Here is a 16,283-nt window from a genome sequence, read left to right on the forward strand (position 1 = left end):
AAAAGGTTTTTGTTAGAGATATATGAGCCGTTCGGCGAGGTCTAGTCGATCTCTCATTTCAGGTGGAAAATCAACCATCTTCGAGGTGTAACATTGCCGTAACCGCGGCGAGAGAGGCAACAATTGCCGGGGTCCACGCCGCTAGCGACGCCGGCGCAAGCCCAGACTCGCCTAATGCTGTCGCAATTTCCGACAGGACATAGAGCGTAAAGCCCGCGAGGATCGAGAGGATTGCCAATTGGATGGCCCCGCCGGTCCGGGGCGGTCGCATCGAAAATGCGGCGGCGATCAACACCATCGCCAATAGTTTTAGCGGTGTCGAACAGAGTTCGTGAAAACGAATATTATACCGGATGGTGGGCAGGCCGGCGGCATCGGCGAGCAGGATGAAATGCGGCAATTGCCAAAGGGACATGGTTTCGGGCGGCGACACCCGTTCGCGCAAATTAGCCGAAGTGAGGGTCGTCACGACCGCATAGATCGGAACGTATGTTTCGGTTTCACTATCTGGCGTTCGCAACCGGGCTTCGTGCAACTCAAGCGTATTGCCAGAGAGGAATGCTTCCTCCGCATCTATGCGCTCAAGAAAGGCGCTCTCTCGGTCGAAACGCCAAATGATGACATCTTCGAGCACTTCCTTTTGTTCATCGAAATTGCGTGAGTTGATTATCAACTGACCTGCTTCATCGCGCTGGCGTAACCAGATGCCATCGCCGAAGACCCGGACCAGATTACCTTCGACCCCTTGTTTTTTGCTTTTGATATTTTCGGCATGGGACATCAAACTGGCCGAAAGCGGATCTATGGCCGTTATGACAATAAAACCAAACAGGGCGGCAATGAGCGCCGTTGGCCCCAATAACCGCCAGGCCGAAAGACCGGCCGAACGCATAACCGAAATCTCTGAGCGTTTGTTGAGCTGGTGAAACATCCAGATCGAGCCAAACAGAAATACGAACGGGATTAACGCCTGCGTCAGGGATGGTGCACGCAGCAAGGTGAGGTTCAAGGCAAGGCCAAAATCGCCATTAGCGACTTTGCCTGCAAAGCGCATATTCTCGATCAGATCGACCAAAAGTACCAGGCAGGTAAGGATCGCGAACAGGCCGCCAACGGCAATGACGGTTCTTAGGGCGATATAGCGGAACAATGTTGCTGGCGGCATCAGGCGACACTCCGCTGGGGCAAGATCCGCCAGTTTTGTGGCGCGTATATCAAAAATGCCGCTGCGCCAATTGCGGCAAGGGGCGGCGCATAGAGCATCCAGACCGCACCGGTCTCACTGGCAAAACCTTGAGCAAGAAATCCCGCCACGCGCAGGCCAAACACAACCACGCCAGCCCCCGCAACCCGGAGGAAATAACTCCGCCGCGTATAGGCCCCGCCGATTAATGCGTTCAACCCGACGAGCACATAAGCAAAGGCATAGAGCGGCGAGGCCAGACGGGCATGTCCCTCGGCAATGAGCTTGCCTTCATTCGCCCGATCATAAGGTTTTGAAAGATCGGGGTTTAAAAGCTCGCCCAAATAGCGCTCCGTTAGTTCAAGTTGTAACTCGCCGGGGCCATCATTCAGGGTTGATACATTTACGGCCCAGTCATCGAACCGAATGAAATCGACTTTATCGCCGTCGCGGCCTTCGCGTTGGATATTGCCGTTTTTAAGGATCAATAAGGGTCCGGCTTTTGTTTCCTGTAAGATTGCCCGCTGCGCCATATAGGTCTCGCGCTTATCTTTGTTGCGGTAATCATTGATCAGCAAACCCACAAACTGATTTCCCGGGCGGGACTCGTCTACGTAAATTGTAAATCCGTCTGACGCGCTAATGAACTCGCCGCTACGCAGAAGCGACGTCGCAAAATCTGCGCGGATCTCCGCCACGGTTTGCTTCAATACGCGATAGCTCCGCGGCATCAAATCTACATTCACGTAAAGCGTCGCGCAGGCGGTCAGCAATGTAATGAACAAAAGGGGTAGGGAGATCCGCCAGCGGCTGATCCCCGCGGCGAACATGACAGCAATTTCACTATCGGAATGCAGCCGGTAAAGGGCGTAAACCACGGCCCCGAAAAGCGCGAATGGGATGATGATCGCAAGCAGGCTGGGGATAATGAGCATGCTTAGATAGAGAAAGACCAAGAAGCCCTGGCCATATTCCACAATGATCTCAATCCGCTGGAGGCTTTGTGTCATCCAGACAATCGCGGTGGTGACCACCAAAATCAGGATTAAGGGCATCAAACACTGGCGCAGGATATATTTGTCCAGACTGTTCAAGTTTTTGTGCTCTTTCCTTATTGTGCGACGTGAGTAGAGTAACGCCGAACGATCGAATACCGGCCTAGCACAAACCGGACCTAAGCCGAAAGCACCCCGCCAATTTTGACTGCGCTATGCTATAGAACGGTCAACAGGTTTGAAGACAAAAAACAAACGATACAAGAGGACATCCATGCAAATTACGTTTTCCGCTGCCGCACTTCCCAAAACTGGTGCGATTGTCATCCCGATGTTCGAGGACGGCGGCAAGCCGAAGGCTTATGATGATCTTGATAAAGCCACCGATGGTGCCGTTGAGCGCGCGGTAAAAGCGGCGGGCTTCAAGGCGAAAAAAGGCAAATCCCTCGATATCGTCGCGCCGTCAGGAATTAATAACAGCCGGATCGTGCTGCTTGGCGCGGGCCCGTCGAAATCTTTCTCGCTACATGAAGCAGAAACCGTTGGCGGTAATGCCGCAGCAAAACTGCTGGGCGGGTCCGAAAAATCAGGCGTGATCGCAGTCACAGGATTAACAGCCAAGGGCGTCGATGCGGGAAAAATGGCAGCGCATATCGGCCTAGGTGCGCGGATGAAAACCTATCGGTTCGATAAATACCGCACCAAAGAAGAAAAAGAGGACAAGCCGAGCCTCACAAAAATTACAATTTCGACAAATGCGACATCGGCAAAAACCGTATATGGCGATCTCGACAAGGTGGGTGATGGTGTCTTCCTCACCCGCGATCTTGTTTCGGAACCTGCGAATATTCTTTTCCCGGAAAGCTTTGCAAAACGGTGTCAGGCCCTGAGCAAGCTGGGCGTTAAAGTCAAAGTGCTCGGTGAAGCGGAAATGGCCAAGCTTGGTATGGGCTCGCTTTTGGGTGTCGGTCAGGGTTCGGTTCGCGAGTCAAAGCTCGTGGCGATGGAATGGAATGGCGGCAAAAAAGGCGACGCGCCCGTCGCATTTGTCGGAAAAGGTGTGACTTTTGATACCGGCGGTATTTCGCTGAAGCCCGCGCCCGGCATGGAAGATATGAAATGGGATATGGGCGGTGCTGGTGCCGTTACGGGTGCAATGGCGGCGATTGCCGGCCGTAAAGCGAAAGCAAATGTGATTGGCGTTGTCGGCCTCGTGGAAAATATGCCCGATGGCAATGCGCAGCGCCCCGGCGATGTTGTAACGTCGATGTCTGGCCAAACGATTGAGGTCCTCAATACCGACGCGGAAGGGCGACTGGTGCTCGCAGACGCGCTTTGGTGGACGCAGGAAACCTACAAGCCAAAAGCTGTGATTGATCTTGCAACATTGACGGGCGCAATCATCATTTCACTTGCCCATGAATTTGGCGGCATGTTCACAAAGGACGACAAGCTCGCCAAACAACTTGATGCCGCTGGCGAAGCGTCTGGCGACAAGCTATGGCGCATGCCGCTAACCAAAACCCATGACGAAATGATCAAGTCCGACATTGCGGATATGCAAAATATCGGGGGCAAGGGCGCAGGCTCTTCGACCGCTGCGGCATTCCTCGGCCGGTTTATCCAAGATGGCGTATCTTGGGCGCATCTCGATATTGCGGGCATGGCATGGAACACCAAAGACAAGCCGACCTGCCCGAAAGGTGGTTCTGGCTTTGGCGTTCGTTTGCTCGACGAATATATTCGCGCAAACTACGAGAAATAAAATCATGCGGGAGGCGATATGAAAGTTATTATACTGATAATATTGGCGTTGATTATTCTCGCCGTCAGCTTTTTTGTCGTTCTCTCGATTAAATCACGAAGTGGCAGTGCACCGGGCTTAGTCGATGGTGCACTGGCCCCTTGTCCTTCATCACCGAACTGCGTTTCGAGCGAAGACAATGCCGATGAGGCTCATCGTGTCGCCCCGTTCCCGATTGATGTTTGGGAAGCGCTGCCGGAGCTTATCGGTAAAGAGGGCGGTGTGGTTGTTGCGATCAACGATAATTATATCGCCAGCGAATTTTCGTCCCCGCTCATGAAATATGTTGATGATGTTGAGTTCCGAAAAGCAGAAGACTTTGTGCATGTGCGCTCTGCGTCGCGCGTTGGTCATAGCGATCTGGGCACCAACCGCAAACGGGTCGAGGCGCTGCGCGCGGCCTTGACGGCGCAAAAGTAAACTGGAGTTCCGCCATGGCGGCGTTTTTTGACCGACTGAATGAAAAGCATATCGCGTTTATCGAGCGCCAGCCCATGTTCTTTGTGGCGAGCGCTGCCGCCGACGGGCGCATCAACCTGTCGCCAAAGGGAATGGACACGTTTCGCGTGCTCGATGCGGCGACGGTCGCCTATCTCGACCTCACCGGCAGCGGGAACGAGACCGCCGCGCATATCAAACGCGACGGGCGGGTCACCGTGATGCTGAACAGTTTCGACAAGGTTCCCTTGATCCTCCGGCTTTACGGGCGCGGGCGCGTCGCGGCGATGGGGTCGGCCGAATTCGCCGCCCACAAAGACCGCTTTCCCGACTTGCCGGGCGCGCGCCAGATCATTTTCGTCGATATTGACAGCGTACAGACAAGTTGCGGTTACGCGGTGCCGGAAATGGCGCTTATCGCGGAGCGCCAGGTGCTGGTGCAATCGACGCTGGCGAGAGGCGAAGAGGGCTTGCGCAATTACCAGCGCGAAAAGAACATGACGAGCATTGACGGTTTTGAAACCGGCCTTGTGGTTGCGGATCACAAATGACGGAAGTTCTTTTTTATCACCTGGAGCGAGGCGGGGTCGAAGGGGTCTTGCCGGACCTATTGGAAAAGACCCTTGGGCGCGGATGGCGGGCGGTCGTGCGAACGATCAATCGCGAGCGCGTGAATATGCTCGACAACCATTTATGGGTCTATCGCGATGAAAGTTTTCTGCCGCATGCTAGTGCGGGCGATGGCGCGGGGCAGCCGGTCTGGCTGACCGATGGTGAGGATGTGCCGAATGGCGCTGAGCTATTATTTCTGGTCGATGGCGCAAAAACCGAAGCGAGTGCGCTTGATAATTTCGTCCGCTGCGTAACGATTTTTGATGGGCGCGATGACGAGGCGCTCGGTGATGCGCGGCAATTCTGGAAAGAAACGAAAGCTGCTGGTCATGACGTTGCCTATTGGCGGCAATCGCCAGAAGGGCGCTGGGAAAAACAGGCATAATTGATGATCGATCTGGATGCCTTTCGATTGAAATTATTGGCGCGTCGGGACGAGCTTGAGACGCTTTCAAACGAAAGCAAAGACACCAGAAAACCGGTCGAGCTTGATCAACAATCCGTCGGTAGACTTTCGCGGCAAGACGCGTTGCAGCAGCAAGCCATGGCAAATGCGCAAGAAGCCAGACGCATAAATGAACAACGGAAAATCGACGCAGCGCTGAAGCGCCTCGACGAAGGCGAATACGGATATTGCGCAGAATGCGGTGAACCCATTGCCGAAAAGCGGTTACTCATCGATCTGACTGCTAGCTTTTGTGCGGGCTGCGCGCGTTAAATCTGAAACACTAAATAGCCAAGATAGATTGCATAGGCGAGGGCCATCAGCGCGCCTTCCCATCGCTCTAGCTGGCGCTTGGTCACAGCAAAGGCAATTAGCGCGCCCGTCGCGCCGAGCATGACCCAATTATCGAATGCGAGAATTGTTTCCGGCACGGTAATCGGCTGTACCAAGGCGGTTACGCCCAAAATTCCCAACAAATTATAGATATTGGATCCCAAGACATTCCCAAGCGCGAGATCTGACTTGCCGCGCAAGCTAGCCATCACCGACGTCATCAATTCTGGCAGGGACGTGCCAACGGCCACAACCGTCAGTCCAATGAGGGTCTCAGGGATATTCAACATTGTTGCAATGCCAATTGCGCCGTCGACGAGTAATCGCGCCCCGATCACCAAAAACAAAAGACCAATCATCGCAAATCCGATGGCGGGCATGGTCTTGCCCGGATTACCCATAGAGGCGACATTTATGGCCTCGGCGCTTGCGCTTGGCTTGGCCCTTTCGCCGCGGTACGCCCATCCGACATAGGCGATCAGCGCCACGATAAAACCAATTCCCGCTAGCCGCGAAAGTTCGCCGGTAAACATGATTGCGATAGAGCCAAGTGTTACGCCGCCTAAAACCAACGCATCGCGGCGAAAGCCGAGCATTTTGACATTGATCGGCATGATCGCGGCGGACACACCAAGAATAAGAAGGATGTTGGCGATATTGGAGCCAACGACATTTCCCACCGCGACGCCGGGCGAGCCCGCGAGTGCCGCACCGACACTGGAGACAAGCTCGGGCATAGAGGTTCCGAACCCAACAAGCGTCAAGCCGATCAGTAATTCAGATAGGCCAAAACGGCGGGCGATGCTGGTTGCACCTCGGATCAGCCATTCGGCCCCGAGAGTTAATAGGACGAGCCCCGTAATGACGAACATCCAGAACATGCTGACCCTCCGCTAGTGAATGTCCGCCGATATGGGGCGGCGTCCTGAAAAGACTAGTGGTTTATCGGCATGGAAACAAAATTATTTGCTAGGCGTTCCAATTCTGAAACGGAAATGGCCGATCGCTACGGGTGTATTTTCGTCAGATTGCCAGCCCACCGCTTCGACGAAGGCGAGGCGTCGCCCTATACGAATAAGTCTGACACGCGCTGTCATATCATCGGCGCTCGCCGAACTTAGGTACTCTATATCGGTGTTTACGGTGGCGACTTCGCTGGCTGGGTCGAGTGCTGCGTTTAGTTTTGCGCCCGCCGCGAATTCGAGGAATGTCGCAATGGCACCGCCATGCAATGCGCGGATCATCGCATTTCCAATATGGTGTTCAGCAAATTTGAGGAAGAAAAATGTCTCGTCGCCGACCATATCGGCTGAGAATCCCAGCCATTTTGAAACCGGTGCGGCTTCGGCATAGGTGCGAATTTTCTCAAGTTCTGTTGTCATAGCCTCGACGCCACATTTGAACTGCGTGTCCCGATCATAAATGCGCCGGTCGCAGTTGCGACTTGCTCGTCGGTTTGTTCGGCTCTTAAGTCGCCAACCACATAGGCGACATCGCCGCGCAGTTTTATACATTCCGCGGCGCAGATTACACGCCCGCCAGCTTTTGTATTAGTTAAATAATCGGTACGGAGATTAATTGTTGCAATCGGGTTGAATTCATCAAGCGCGGTAAAAGCGGCAAGGCCGAATATCGAATCCATAATGATGGTCAATAATCCGCCATGGACGTAACCATTTGCGTCCAGAAAGTCTTGTGGCAGGTGGACAGAAAATGTCGCTTTATTCCGCCCAATTAAAATGGGCTTTAGATCGAGCGAATAAAACAACGAATGTTCATGCAAAAGCCAATCCCTTGCGCCGCTCAGCATCTTGCCGATGGCAGGATTGATCTCGTCACTGCTCATTTTTCACGCAGTCTTTCTTCTTCATATTGAATGCCCCAACCGATGATTTGACGCCAAAGTGCCTCGGCCATTTCGGGGGGCATGCCAGCTTCTTCTGCGCGTGATTTCACCTTATCGACGACATCGCGGTTTCGCCAAGGAACGGACGCTTCGTCAGGAGAGCGTTTGAAAAACCATGCGCGGTCTACATAGGTCCAGCGTTCAGCGAGCAGATCAACGAGGGCGCGGTCCACCCGGTCAATTTCTTCGCGGACCTGATCCATCGTTTCGCATTCAGCGGCTTTTCTCATGACTTATTCCTTTATCAAAATTGAAGTTAGGTCGAATTTCTTGGGCAAACAATGAAGAGTAGCAGTTGGGTATCCTACGCTCCCGCTTCAGCTTTAGCAGTTTCATAGGCTTCGAGCGCCGACAGCCATTCGGTCTCTGCATTTTCGATTGCAGACACGAGCGCGCTCCGTTCTTTGGATAATTTGGTCGCGCGGGGCAGGTTGTTTTCAAAAAGACCGGGCTCCGCCAATGCTTCATCAAGGCGAACCAATGTGGCGTTTAGTTTGTCGACTTTGGTTTCGAGCGTTTGGGCCGCTTTTTTCAAAGGTTGCAAGGACTGGCGCAGCTCGGCTGCATTTTTTCGCGCGGCTTCTTTGACGTTCTCTGAGGCTTTCTTACTGTCAGTCTTGCTGACGGTTTTACTCGCCGCCAATACAAGCTCGCGATAATCGCTCAGGTCGCCTTCATAAGGCTCCACTTTACCTTGATTGACCAACCATAAGCGGTCTGCGACGGCCGATGCCAGATGGGAGTCGTGCGTAATGAGCAAGACAGCGCCCTGAAAATCGTTCAGCGCTTCAATCAGTGCTTCACGCGCGCCCATATCAAGATGGTTTGTTGGTTCGTCCAGAATCAGCAAATGCGCGCCGTGAAAGGTAATCAGTCCCAATAACAAACGGGCTTTTTCGCCGCCCGATAGTTTTTCGATGGCGGTATCGGCCTTTTCCGGCCCAAAGCCCAAACGTGCGGTTGCCGAGCGTGTCTCGGCCTCTGTGGCATCGGGAATGAGCGCGCGAACATGTTCGTAGGCGGATTGCTTGGGCTTTAATTCGTCCAACTGGTGCTGGGCGAAATAGGCGATAGATAATTTTTTGTGCTTATAGACATTTCCCGATAGCGGTGACAAACGTCCGGACAGCGCTTTAACCAAAGTGGATTTCCCCTGACCATTCGGGCCGAGGATCGCAATCCGATCATCCTGATCAAGACGCAAATTCACCTTGGACAGGATTGGCTTTCCTTCTTCATAGCCGAGTTCGCCATCGACCACCCGCACGATTGGCGGTGCCATCGCTTTTGGATTGGGAAAATGAAACGGTATTGTTTTGGCGGAAATCGGCTCTGCGACGACCTCCAGTTTTTCCAGCATTTTAACGCGGCTTTGCGCCTGTTTCGCTTTTGACGCCTTTGCGCGGAAGCGGTCGACAAAGGCCTGCATATGGCGACGCCGCGCTTCTTGCCGTTCGCGGAACGATGCGGCTTGCGCACGCGCTTCGGCGCGCTTTTTTTCATAGGTATCAAAGCCGCCGGGGCTGACGGTCAGCTTGCCGTTTTCAAGAGCAAGAATGTGGGTGACAGCATTGTTCAGCAATGTGCGGTCGTGAGAGACGATCAACGTCGTATAGGGATAACGCCGCAAATAGGTTTCGAGCCAGATTGTCCCCTCAAGGTCGAGATAGTTCGTCGGCTCGTCCAGTAGCAAAAGATCTGGCGCAGAAAACAACACACCGGCCAGCGCTACCCGCATCCGCCAGCCGCCGGAAAATTCAGAACAGGGGCGGCTTTGTTCCTTTGCTGAGAAACCAAGACCCGAAAGAATTGCGCCGGCACGCGCTTCGGCAGAATGGGCGTCGATATCGGCCAGCCGCGTTTGTATTTCCGCAATTCGGTTCGGATCAGTCGTTGTCTCAGCTTCCGCGATGAGACTTGCCCGTTCTTTATCTTGTTCCAGCACCGTATCGAGCAGGCTGACATTAGACGAGGGCGCTTCTTGCTCTACCGAGCCTAGTCGCCGATTTTTGCGTAAGGAAACTTCGTCGCCGCCGGTATAGATTTCGCCCTTGATGATTTTGAGTAGGGTCGATTTGCCCGATCCATTTGCCCCGACAAAACCGACCTTCCAGCCATCTGAAATTGCGGCCGTCGCCTGATCGAACAGAACGCGGCCTTCGATTGAATAAGAAAGGTCATTTATATGTAACATGGCGGGCGCTTTTATCGCCTGTCCGCTTCACGAGAAAGGGGGCGGGCGAGATCAATGTGCCGAATGGCCGGCATCTTTCTTGGACCGAACCTCGAATGTCAGCGTCAAAGGTTCCGCGTTTTCGAAATTAAGGGTGATTGTCGGCTCGGAATCGGAGGTTATCTCCTCGGTCAGTCCCATCAACATGATATGGGTCGATCCGGGGGCGAGCACAGCGGCTTCGCCAACGGGCAAAGAAAGCCCATTTTCCAGGGGACGCATGCGGGCGACATTGTTCTCGTCGACGGTGGTTGTATGGATTTCCGCAGCGTTTGCACCGCTAAAAGAGACGGAAACCAGCCGGTCCGCCGTTTCACTGCCATTACAAAGTGAGAGATAGGCTGCGCTCATGGGGTGTCCGGGGCCTGCCTCGCGTACCCAAGGATCACTGGCGACGATTGTGTCAGCGCCACAGGCATTTTCGGTTTCTCCGCCACATCCGGCCAATAGAAGGAAAGGAAACAATAAGGCGGGTGAACGATGTTTCATGGCAAAAACTCCGGAAAAATTGCTGAATAAACAGCCGCCAAGGGCGGTTGGCACCTGCTTCGGATACGGTTAAGAGGGTCTCACGAAAAGGACAAGAGTATTATGGATAACGTAGATATTGCCCGCCTTCAGAAATATCTGAGCACAAAATTTGGCATGGATAACCTGACGGTGCGTGGCCGGCCGAATAAAGACGACTCTGCCGAGGTCTATATTGGTGATGAATTCATCGGCGTGATTTTCCGCGATGATGAGGAAGGCGACGTATCCTATGACTTTAACATGGCAATCCTCGAAATAGACCTGCCAGAACGGCCGGCGAACTAAGAGGTCGGATCTTGTCGGGCGCGCCATCCGGTTTTTTCGGGAAGCTGTCGGCTGAGCGCCCGATTTTGCTCGGTGGTGTCGTCGGGCTGGGGCTAGTCGTATTGGCGGTCATGGGCATGCGCCATCAGGGCGATGCCGCCGGTGTTGACCTCCTTTTGCTTCGTAACGCGATGAGCGCGCTGATCGCGATTTTTGTGCCGCTCGCCCTTGCGGCTCTGACGCCGCGCAAACCAATTCTTCAGGGAACTTATGTTGCGGTGGTGGTCATCGCCGGCGGGCTCCTAAGCGCCTATGCGATGGGAGCCTTTGGTGCGCCGATTGAATTTTTGCAGCCATTGATATTTGCGGCCGGGCTCGGACTGTTTGTCTTTCTGAGCGCGCTTATGCCAATTTTGCGCAATCTTTTGCGGCTCGGATTTGTCGGGCCGCTTGCATCTATTGTGGGGATCATCGGTGCAATCGGATTTCTGGCACTGGTTGATCTGTTGCAGGTTTCCTTCGCGGCTCCATTGCTGACGCTTTATCTCGTGGGGGGCCTTTGTGTCGGGATGAGTGTCGCCGCCGAATTCGCGCAGCTTTTTGCAAAAGGATATTCGGCGAGAGGGGCGGCGGGGGCCGCAGGGCATGCCGCGCTAGCGCCCGGGAGCTTCTGTATTCTTTCGACCCTTGCCTATGGGATCGTGATGTCTCTCGAATTAAACCTCGGGGAGCTTGATCTCCAGACGATTGCGTTCATCAGCATCGCAACCGTGTTAGTGGCGGCAATGAGCCTGATCTGCAGCACAGGTGCGCTCGCACTATTGCGCCACACGGAACAGGTCGCGGTGGACGAAAATTACCGCCGGCAACGATTCGCTGAAAGCTGGCGTCCGATGCGACGCCTATTGCCGGGCTCAACGGCCATTGCGGGCAGCGCCATTATCGGCGTTTTGGTTGTGGTTTCGGGATTTGAAACGGGGATCGCGGATCCGTTGAGTTTCTTCCTGTTTATCGGGTTGATCATGATCGCGTCCGGTGCTGCGTTTGTTTCTGTGCGGACAAGTTCATTGATCGCGATCATGCTTTTTGTGAGCGCAATTTTTGCAGCGCTTGCCTATCAGGCGATCGGAATCGAGTTGCCAACGCTCCAAGACCGGCTATTGGCGCAGACCCTTGCGGGCATGTCTTTTGCGCAAATTACCGTGAGTTGGCGTAACGCGGGCGATATCTGGCGTAATGCCCGCGATATCACCCAAAACGCGATGAGCGATGGCTTGCGGCGTTTCGTATTCCTCGCAAGTGTCAGCGTGAGCGCGTTGATTGTTTCGTCCATCGCCATGAGCTGGCCGAACGGATTAGCCCTTGTGAGCTATTTCGCGGTTATCGTCGCCATTGGTCTGATAATATCGCCGATCCTGATGGTTGCTCTTAGCGCGCAAGCTCAGCGTTTATAATTATTGGGTGACTTGCTTTGACTGGTCGAGCTTTGTCACTAAATTGATGACCGCCTGATCGATCGCGCGCCATTCAGGCAAATAGGGCCGTTTGAATCGATAGCTCACTTCGACCTTGTCACCATATTCTAATTTCCGCCAGCATTCGGGGCTGATTACGTCATCCTGGTCCTTGAAGCAGAAAACCGCTGCGGTCGCGCCAGCCTCGTCATTGCCGACAAACAACTCTGTGTCCGCATAGCCATTGGTCGGCACATTGGCGCGCTGTTCTTTGAAGGTGAACTTCGTCAATTGGTAAGGTGTGCGCACGCCACGTGGGTCTACCGTTTGCGGCAGATATAACCGTTCGAATCGTTCGGCTTCGTTGAACATCGATGTGCGCTTTGAAATCGTAATGTCGATTCGGCGCGTGTCCGGGGCGTTCTCGATGAATTCTTTGCGCTGCGCCGGGGTGTAACCGTGCATGGTCGGCCAAAGGGCATAGAGATTGACTTCATCGCGTACGCCGCCGCGCCGTGCCCGTGGATAGACCGTGTAATTGGCGGGCGGGGCGAAGATCGTGCCGCCGATTTCGACGCGCACCGGTTCTTCAGTGATCGCGGGGCTTGGCGTATTGCCGCTAAAATCCTCAACACTTGGGCCGACATAGTAATAAAGAAAGATCGCGCAAAGCACGAGCGTCGCCATGAAAATGCCCAAGGGATAACGCCAGCTGGATTCCTGCTTAATCTCACCGTCGCCAAAGCCGTAGCCGTTACTCATGCCGTCCGTCCTATTTTTCAGTCACAAGCGGAAGGCCGTTCAATACCATGAGGACGCCCGTAGTGAAATCCCGTGGGGATGATTCGCTGCGGGCGTGCCTCCGGGGGATCAGAGTGCGTCGATCATTTCCGCTACCAATGGGTGCCGCACGACATCCTCGCGTGAGAATCTTACGGCGCGCACATTTTCGAGCATTTCCAATTTCTCGATCACGTCATTGATCCCGGACATTCCCGGCAATAGATCGCTTTGCGCCGGGTCTCCGGTAACGACCATTGACGAATTCCAGCCAAGCCGGGTCAGCAACATTTTGAGCTGCCCATAGGTGCAGTTCTGGGCCTCGTCGATGACAATATAGGCATTATTGAGCGTGCGCCCTCGCATATAGGCGATGGGGGCAATTTCGATGACGCCTTCGGCCATCAACGCCTTCAGGCGCTTGGAGGATATCCGGTCACAAAGTGCATCATAAAGTGGCCGGAGATAAGGAGAGAGCTTTTCTTCCATATCGCCGGGCAGGTAGCCAAGGCTTTCGCCGGCCTCAACCGCGGGGCGGGATAGAATGATGCGTCTCACATTCCCGGCGTCAAGCGCCTCTACCGCTTTGGCGATCGCGAGATAGGTTTTTCCCGTTCCCGCTGCACCTACTGCAAAAACAAGTGGCGCTTCGTCAATCGCGTCCATGACCTGTTGCTGGGATTCGTTCTGTGCACGGAGATTTTTGCGATATTTCTGATCCCGGTTATTGTCATCTGGGATTGGGGACCATTTGGGTTCGTCGAATAATCGCCTTACGTTGTTGTCGTCTCCATATTGCGCGAACTCAGAATTGCGCCGCGCTGCGCGACGGGCAGAACGTTTCGTCATGTACGCCTCCAGGTAACAAGGGGAAGGGGATGGCGCTGAATGAGGGGAGTGAGTGACAATCTGATTGTTTTATCGCCGAACAGAAGCCCTTGGCGCATATTGCGCTATTCCGGACGCTTCTTATGCCATTACACTGCATCTCGACGATTGTCGCTCCCGCGAATCAGTCACCATCTTCACTATACCCCGTTTTCTGGCCCATGCCGAAATAAATCGGCGGCGTCAGAAAAAATTCACGAAGGCAGTCACAAAATGATGCAAATTTACAAAGCGAGGAAAAAATCGACGTAAATTTCGCTTAAGCCTGTTTCGTATTTACGAAAGCAGCAGTAAGCTTTGAATTCACCGTCGGTGCGTAATTGCTCCACGATGATCGACCGCGTGTTGCGTCGACTACGAAAATTGACTCGCTACCGCGTAAATATGGCGCAATAGCATTCCGTACACCAACGGCTGTCATTTCGCACGATATCGTCCAGACATTATCTGCAATCCTGAAGGCAGGGCCCAAGCCATAAAGTGCGGCCTCGACGCGGCTTGCGGCACCGCTGACCACATCGAAAATAACAATGAAGTTTGCTGTCTTTGGTTCTGTCGATTTGCGCGTCTTGATCTCTGCGCTGATCGGGATGGTTTTGTCTGCAACTTTTTCGGGACGCTGCGTAATCTTCTCATCTCGTTTGCCAAAGGCATTTTGATCCGATTTTTTTGGAGAACCATCCGCGCGATGTACGCCAAAAAAGTTCGCAAAAATCGACTCGTTACGGGCTTCGCGCCATGTGCGTCCACCAGCGGGCGATACGAGCGACCAAGATGCCAATCGACCCTCATGGGCGAATTTACGCATCTGTTCCGTCGTATACGGTCCGTAAACCTTGTCTTCGACTTTAAGACACCAGTTTTCTGCAGCGAGCATTATTCTTCCTTATAGGCTATTGGGCGCGCACGCCCTTCTTGCCAAATGAATGAGCAAAACCCGGGCCAGTTGTATCAAAAGGCTCCATGCTCGCTGAATCTGTAAGAACGTCTTCCATCTTCCGCTCGGAAGAGCCGGTAAACACAACCCCAACGCCCTTATCGTGCCGGCGGACCACTTTTGCGGTCATGCGCCCGAGAATCAGGTGCATACCCAAAGGTGGGCGGGGTTTGATCTCAAGTGATGCGCCGGTCAGGGAAATGTCCAAAATGGAACATTCCATGGTTCGACCATCCTCTAATTGTACAGTTGCATGGGTGTCTTGATTTATGCGGGGGCGGGCACGTCGTTCTGCGCCATCATGCTTATTATTCAGGGCTTGGGTCAGATGATCGGCGATTCGGGCTTGGCGGGAGCGTTTTTTCGGATAGGCCACGGCAAATGCGCGGTCATTGGTGCGGACGACTCTTCCTTCAATACGGCCAATCTGATCAATATAGAGAATCACCTTCTGATCGCGGTCCGGCGGGAACCGGGTCTGCAAAATCGCACCGCCCGCAGAAATATTGACAACAACGCCCGCGCGTTCTTCGCCGCGCTCGGTTAGAAAGCGGGCTTTAAGCGGGAGCGCGGCGCGATGATGCTTGCGCCGGTCTGTACCGATTTCAGGCGTTTCCGATACGTCGCTATTTTCCGGTGTATTGTTAGTCATGTTTGGTCCGTGGGTCGCGAGCGATTGTGTTGATATTAAGCGCCTTTCATGAACAAAAGTTTGCACGATTGAGGGTTCGACGTTAATCAAACCCTTAGGATCATTGCGAGCGTTAACCAAAATGAGAACAAATACTGACCGCAATGATTGGTTAGGATTTTTCAAGGACCCGCCGGATACTGTATCCAGTATCGTGCTGGCGCTGGCGACAATTCAGATATTCATGTCTTTACTGCCCATTGGGGCGATGCGCCGGATTTGGCGATGGTTCGAGCTTTCGCCCGCAAGAGTGATGCATGCGCTTGAAAAAGGTGATGTCGTCACCGGGCTTGTACGTCCTATTTTGGGACACATGGTTTTTCATGTGAATGTTATGCATATGGTCATCAACTTGCTCGCGCTTGGATTGATGGGGTCATATGTTTACCGCGAGATGGAAAACGCGCCCGGCGCAAAAACCCATGACGTACCTGTGGTGTTTATTGCCTTTCTTATATTGTCCGGCATGTTTGCCGGTTTCTTCTTTGTCTTGATCAATCAATCTTCCTGGCAGGCCATGATTGGTGCCTCGGGCGCGGCTTCGGGGCTCTTTGGTGCGATTGTCTGGATCAATCTAATGCGCCAACGGAAAATTGATGACGCTGTTCAGGGCGCTCATTCGATATTCATATCGATACTGATGATATTCGGTGTGTCCGCATTAATTATCGGCGCGACAATCTTTTTCGACACATCCAAGCTTAGTTATATTTTGTTTAAAAGCGCGAGCGCATGGCAGGCGCATGTGGGCGGGTATATCTTCGGACTGTTATTTTATCCGTTGTTTGA

General features: G+C 53.5%; 20 protein-coding genes (1 of these 20 running past the window's edge). 8 read left to right on the top strand and 12 right to left on the bottom strand.

Going from position 1 to position 16,283, the window contains the following annotated elements; translation table 11 throughout:
• Nucleotides 1-70 precede the first annotated feature (70 nt).
• Both lptG and ABFZ83_RS01885 read right to left on the bottom strand, forming a co-directional pair.
• Nucleotides 71-1,165, bottom strand: a complete 1,095-nt coding sequence (gene lptG / locus ABFZ83_RS01880) for an LPS export ABC transporter permease LptG (protein WP_411817745.1) — start codon at nucleotides 1,163-1,165, stop codon at nucleotides 71-73.
• Complete coding sequence (locus tag ABFZ83_RS01885) at nucleotides 1,165-2,277, bottom strand: LptF/LptG family permease (RefSeq protein ID WP_411817746.1); 1,113 nt, start codon at nucleotides 2,275-2,277, stop codon at nucleotides 1,165-1,167. Before ABFZ83_RS01885 ends, lptG begins: the two co-directional genes overlap by 1 nt.
• Before the next feature lie 175 nt (nucleotides 2,278-2,452).
• On the opposite strand from ABFZ83_RS01885, the gene ABFZ83_RS01890 reads away from it, so the two are divergent.
• The 5 genes from ABFZ83_RS01890 to ABFZ83_RS01910 are packed head-to-tail and all read left to right on the top strand — an operon-like array spanning nucleotide 2,453 to nucleotide 5,750.
• Nucleotides 2,453-3,943: a leucyl aminopeptidase gene (locus ABFZ83_RS01890; protein ID WP_411817747.1), complete on the top strand. Its 1,491-nt coding sequence runs from the start codon at nucleotides 2,453-2,455 to the stop codon at nucleotides 3,941-3,943.
• 18 nt (nucleotides 3,944-3,961) lie between these two features.
• Nucleotides 3,962-4,402, top strand: coding sequence for a DUF1499 domain-containing protein (locus ABFZ83_RS01895; protein ID WP_411817748.1), 441 nt, complete (start codon nucleotides 3,962-3,964; stop codon nucleotides 4,400-4,402).
• A 14-nt stretch (nucleotides 4,403-4,416) separates the two neighbouring features.
• Entirely contained in the window at nucleotides 4,417-4,971 is a 555-nt protein-coding gene (locus ABFZ83_RS01900; protein WP_411817749.1) for a pyridoxamine 5'-phosphate oxidase family protein, read from the top strand.
• Entirely contained in the window at nucleotides 4,968-5,417 is a 450-nt protein-coding gene (locus ABFZ83_RS01905; protein ID WP_411817750.1) for a DNA polymerase III subunit chi, read from the top strand. The genes ABFZ83_RS01900 and ABFZ83_RS01905 overlap by 4 nt, the downstream gene beginning before the upstream one ends.
• Nucleotides 5,418-5,420: 3 nt before the next feature.
• Complete coding sequence (locus tag ABFZ83_RS01910; RefSeq protein WP_411817751.1) at nucleotides 5,421-5,750, top strand: TraR/DksA family transcriptional regulator; 330 nt, start codon at nucleotides 5,421-5,423, stop codon at nucleotides 5,748-5,750.
• On the opposite strand, the gene ABFZ83_RS01915 is transcribed toward ABFZ83_RS01910, so the two are convergent.
• From ABFZ83_RS01915 to ABFZ83_RS01940, 6 genes are all read right to left on the bottom strand, one after another.
• Nucleotides 5,747-6,691, bottom strand: coding sequence for a calcium/sodium antiporter (locus ABFZ83_RS01915; protein WP_411817752.1), 945 nt, complete (start codon nucleotides 6,689-6,691; stop codon nucleotides 5,747-5,749). The genes ABFZ83_RS01910 and ABFZ83_RS01915 overlap by 4 nt on opposite strands.
• An 81-nt stretch (nucleotides 6,692-6,772) precedes the next feature.
• On the bottom strand, nucleotides 6,773-7,192 hold the full coding sequence (locus ABFZ83_RS01920) for a PaaI family thioesterase (RefSeq protein WP_411817753.1): 420 nt from the start codon (nucleotides 7,190-7,192) through the stop codon (nucleotides 6,773-6,775).
• Nucleotides 7,189-7,656: a PaaI family thioesterase gene (locus tag ABFZ83_RS01925; protein ID WP_411817754.1), complete on the bottom strand. Its 468-nt coding sequence runs from the start codon at nucleotides 7,654-7,656 to the stop codon at nucleotides 7,189-7,191. Before ABFZ83_RS01925 ends, ABFZ83_RS01920 begins: the two co-directional genes overlap by 4 nt.
• Nucleotides 7,653-7,946, bottom strand: coding sequence for a chorismate mutase (locus ABFZ83_RS01930; RefSeq protein WP_411817755.1), 294 nt, complete (start codon nucleotides 7,944-7,946; stop codon nucleotides 7,653-7,655). The genes ABFZ83_RS01925 and ABFZ83_RS01930 overlap by 4 nt, the downstream gene beginning before the upstream one ends.
• Nucleotides 7,947-8,020: 74 nt before the next feature.
• Complete coding sequence (gene abc-f / locus ABFZ83_RS01935; protein WP_411817756.1) at nucleotides 8,021-9,910, bottom strand: ribosomal protection-like ABC-F family protein; 1,890 nt, start codon at nucleotides 9,908-9,910, stop codon at nucleotides 8,021-8,023.
• A gap of 51 nt (nucleotides 9,911-9,961) precedes the next feature.
• The gene (locus ABFZ83_RS01940; RefSeq protein WP_411817757.1) at nucleotides 9,962-10,438 is read right to left on the bottom strand and encodes a copper chaperone PCu(A)C; all 477 of its coding nucleotides are present in this window, start codon (nucleotides 10,436-10,438) and stop codon (nucleotides 9,962-9,964) included.
• 102 nt (nucleotides 10,439-10,540) lie between these two features.
• Here ABFZ83_RS01940 and ABFZ83_RS01945 point away from each other — a divergent pair, with 102 nt between their 5' ends.
• Both ABFZ83_RS01945 and ABFZ83_RS01950 read left to right on the top strand, forming a co-directional pair.
• Nucleotides 10,541-10,765, top strand: a complete 225-nt coding sequence (locus tag ABFZ83_RS01945) for a DUF3126 family protein (RefSeq protein ID WP_411817758.1) — start codon at nucleotides 10,541-10,543, stop codon at nucleotides 10,763-10,765.
• A gap of 11 nt (nucleotides 10,766-10,776) precedes the next feature.
• Nucleotides 10,777-12,198, top strand: coding sequence for a hypothetical protein (locus tag ABFZ83_RS01950; RefSeq protein ID WP_411817759.1), 1,422 nt, complete (start codon nucleotides 10,777-10,779; stop codon nucleotides 12,196-12,198).
• Here the strand turns inward: ABFZ83_RS01950 and ABFZ83_RS01955 are convergent, their stop codons facing one another.
• From ABFZ83_RS01955 to ABFZ83_RS01970, 4 genes are all read right to left on the bottom strand, one after another.
• Complete coding sequence (locus ABFZ83_RS01955; RefSeq protein WP_411817760.1) at nucleotides 12,199-12,960, bottom strand: hypothetical protein; 762 nt, start codon at nucleotides 12,958-12,960, stop codon at nucleotides 12,199-12,201.
• A 108-nt stretch (nucleotides 12,961-13,068) separates the two neighbouring features.
• Nucleotides 13,069-13,827 (bottom strand): PhoH family protein, encoded by a 759-nt coding sequence (locus tag ABFZ83_RS01960; protein ID WP_411817761.1) that lies wholly within the window; start codon nucleotides 13,825-13,827, stop codon nucleotides 13,069-13,071.
• 298 nt (nucleotides 13,828-14,125) lie between these two features.
• Nucleotides 14,126-14,743, bottom strand: a complete 618-nt coding sequence (locus ABFZ83_RS01965) for a GYF domain-containing protein (RefSeq protein WP_411817762.1) — start codon at nucleotides 14,741-14,743, stop codon at nucleotides 14,126-14,128.
• Nucleotides 14,744-14,759: 16 nt separating this feature from the next.
• Nucleotides 14,760-15,455 (bottom strand): PilZ domain-containing protein, encoded by a 696-nt coding sequence (locus ABFZ83_RS01970; protein ID WP_411817763.1) that lies wholly within the window; start codon nucleotides 15,453-15,455, stop codon nucleotides 14,760-14,762.
• Nucleotides 15,456-15,576: 121 nt separating this feature from the next.
• Here ABFZ83_RS01970 and ABFZ83_RS01975 point away from each other — a divergent pair, with 121 nt between their 5' ends.
• Nucleotides 15,577-16,283, top strand: partial view of a rhomboid family intramembrane serine protease gene (locus ABFZ83_RS01975; RefSeq protein WP_411817764.1) — the 5' portion only. The gene runs 25 nt beyond the window's last position; only the first 707 of its 732 coding nucleotides appear in the window; it begins with the start codon at nucleotides 15,577-15,579; its stop codon lies off the right edge, out of view.

Source organism: Hyphococcus formosus, assembly GCF_046736345.1.
GTDB classification, from domain to species: Bacteria; Pseudomonadota; Alphaproteobacteria; order Caulobacterales; family Parvularculaceae; genus Hyphococcus; species Hyphococcus formosus.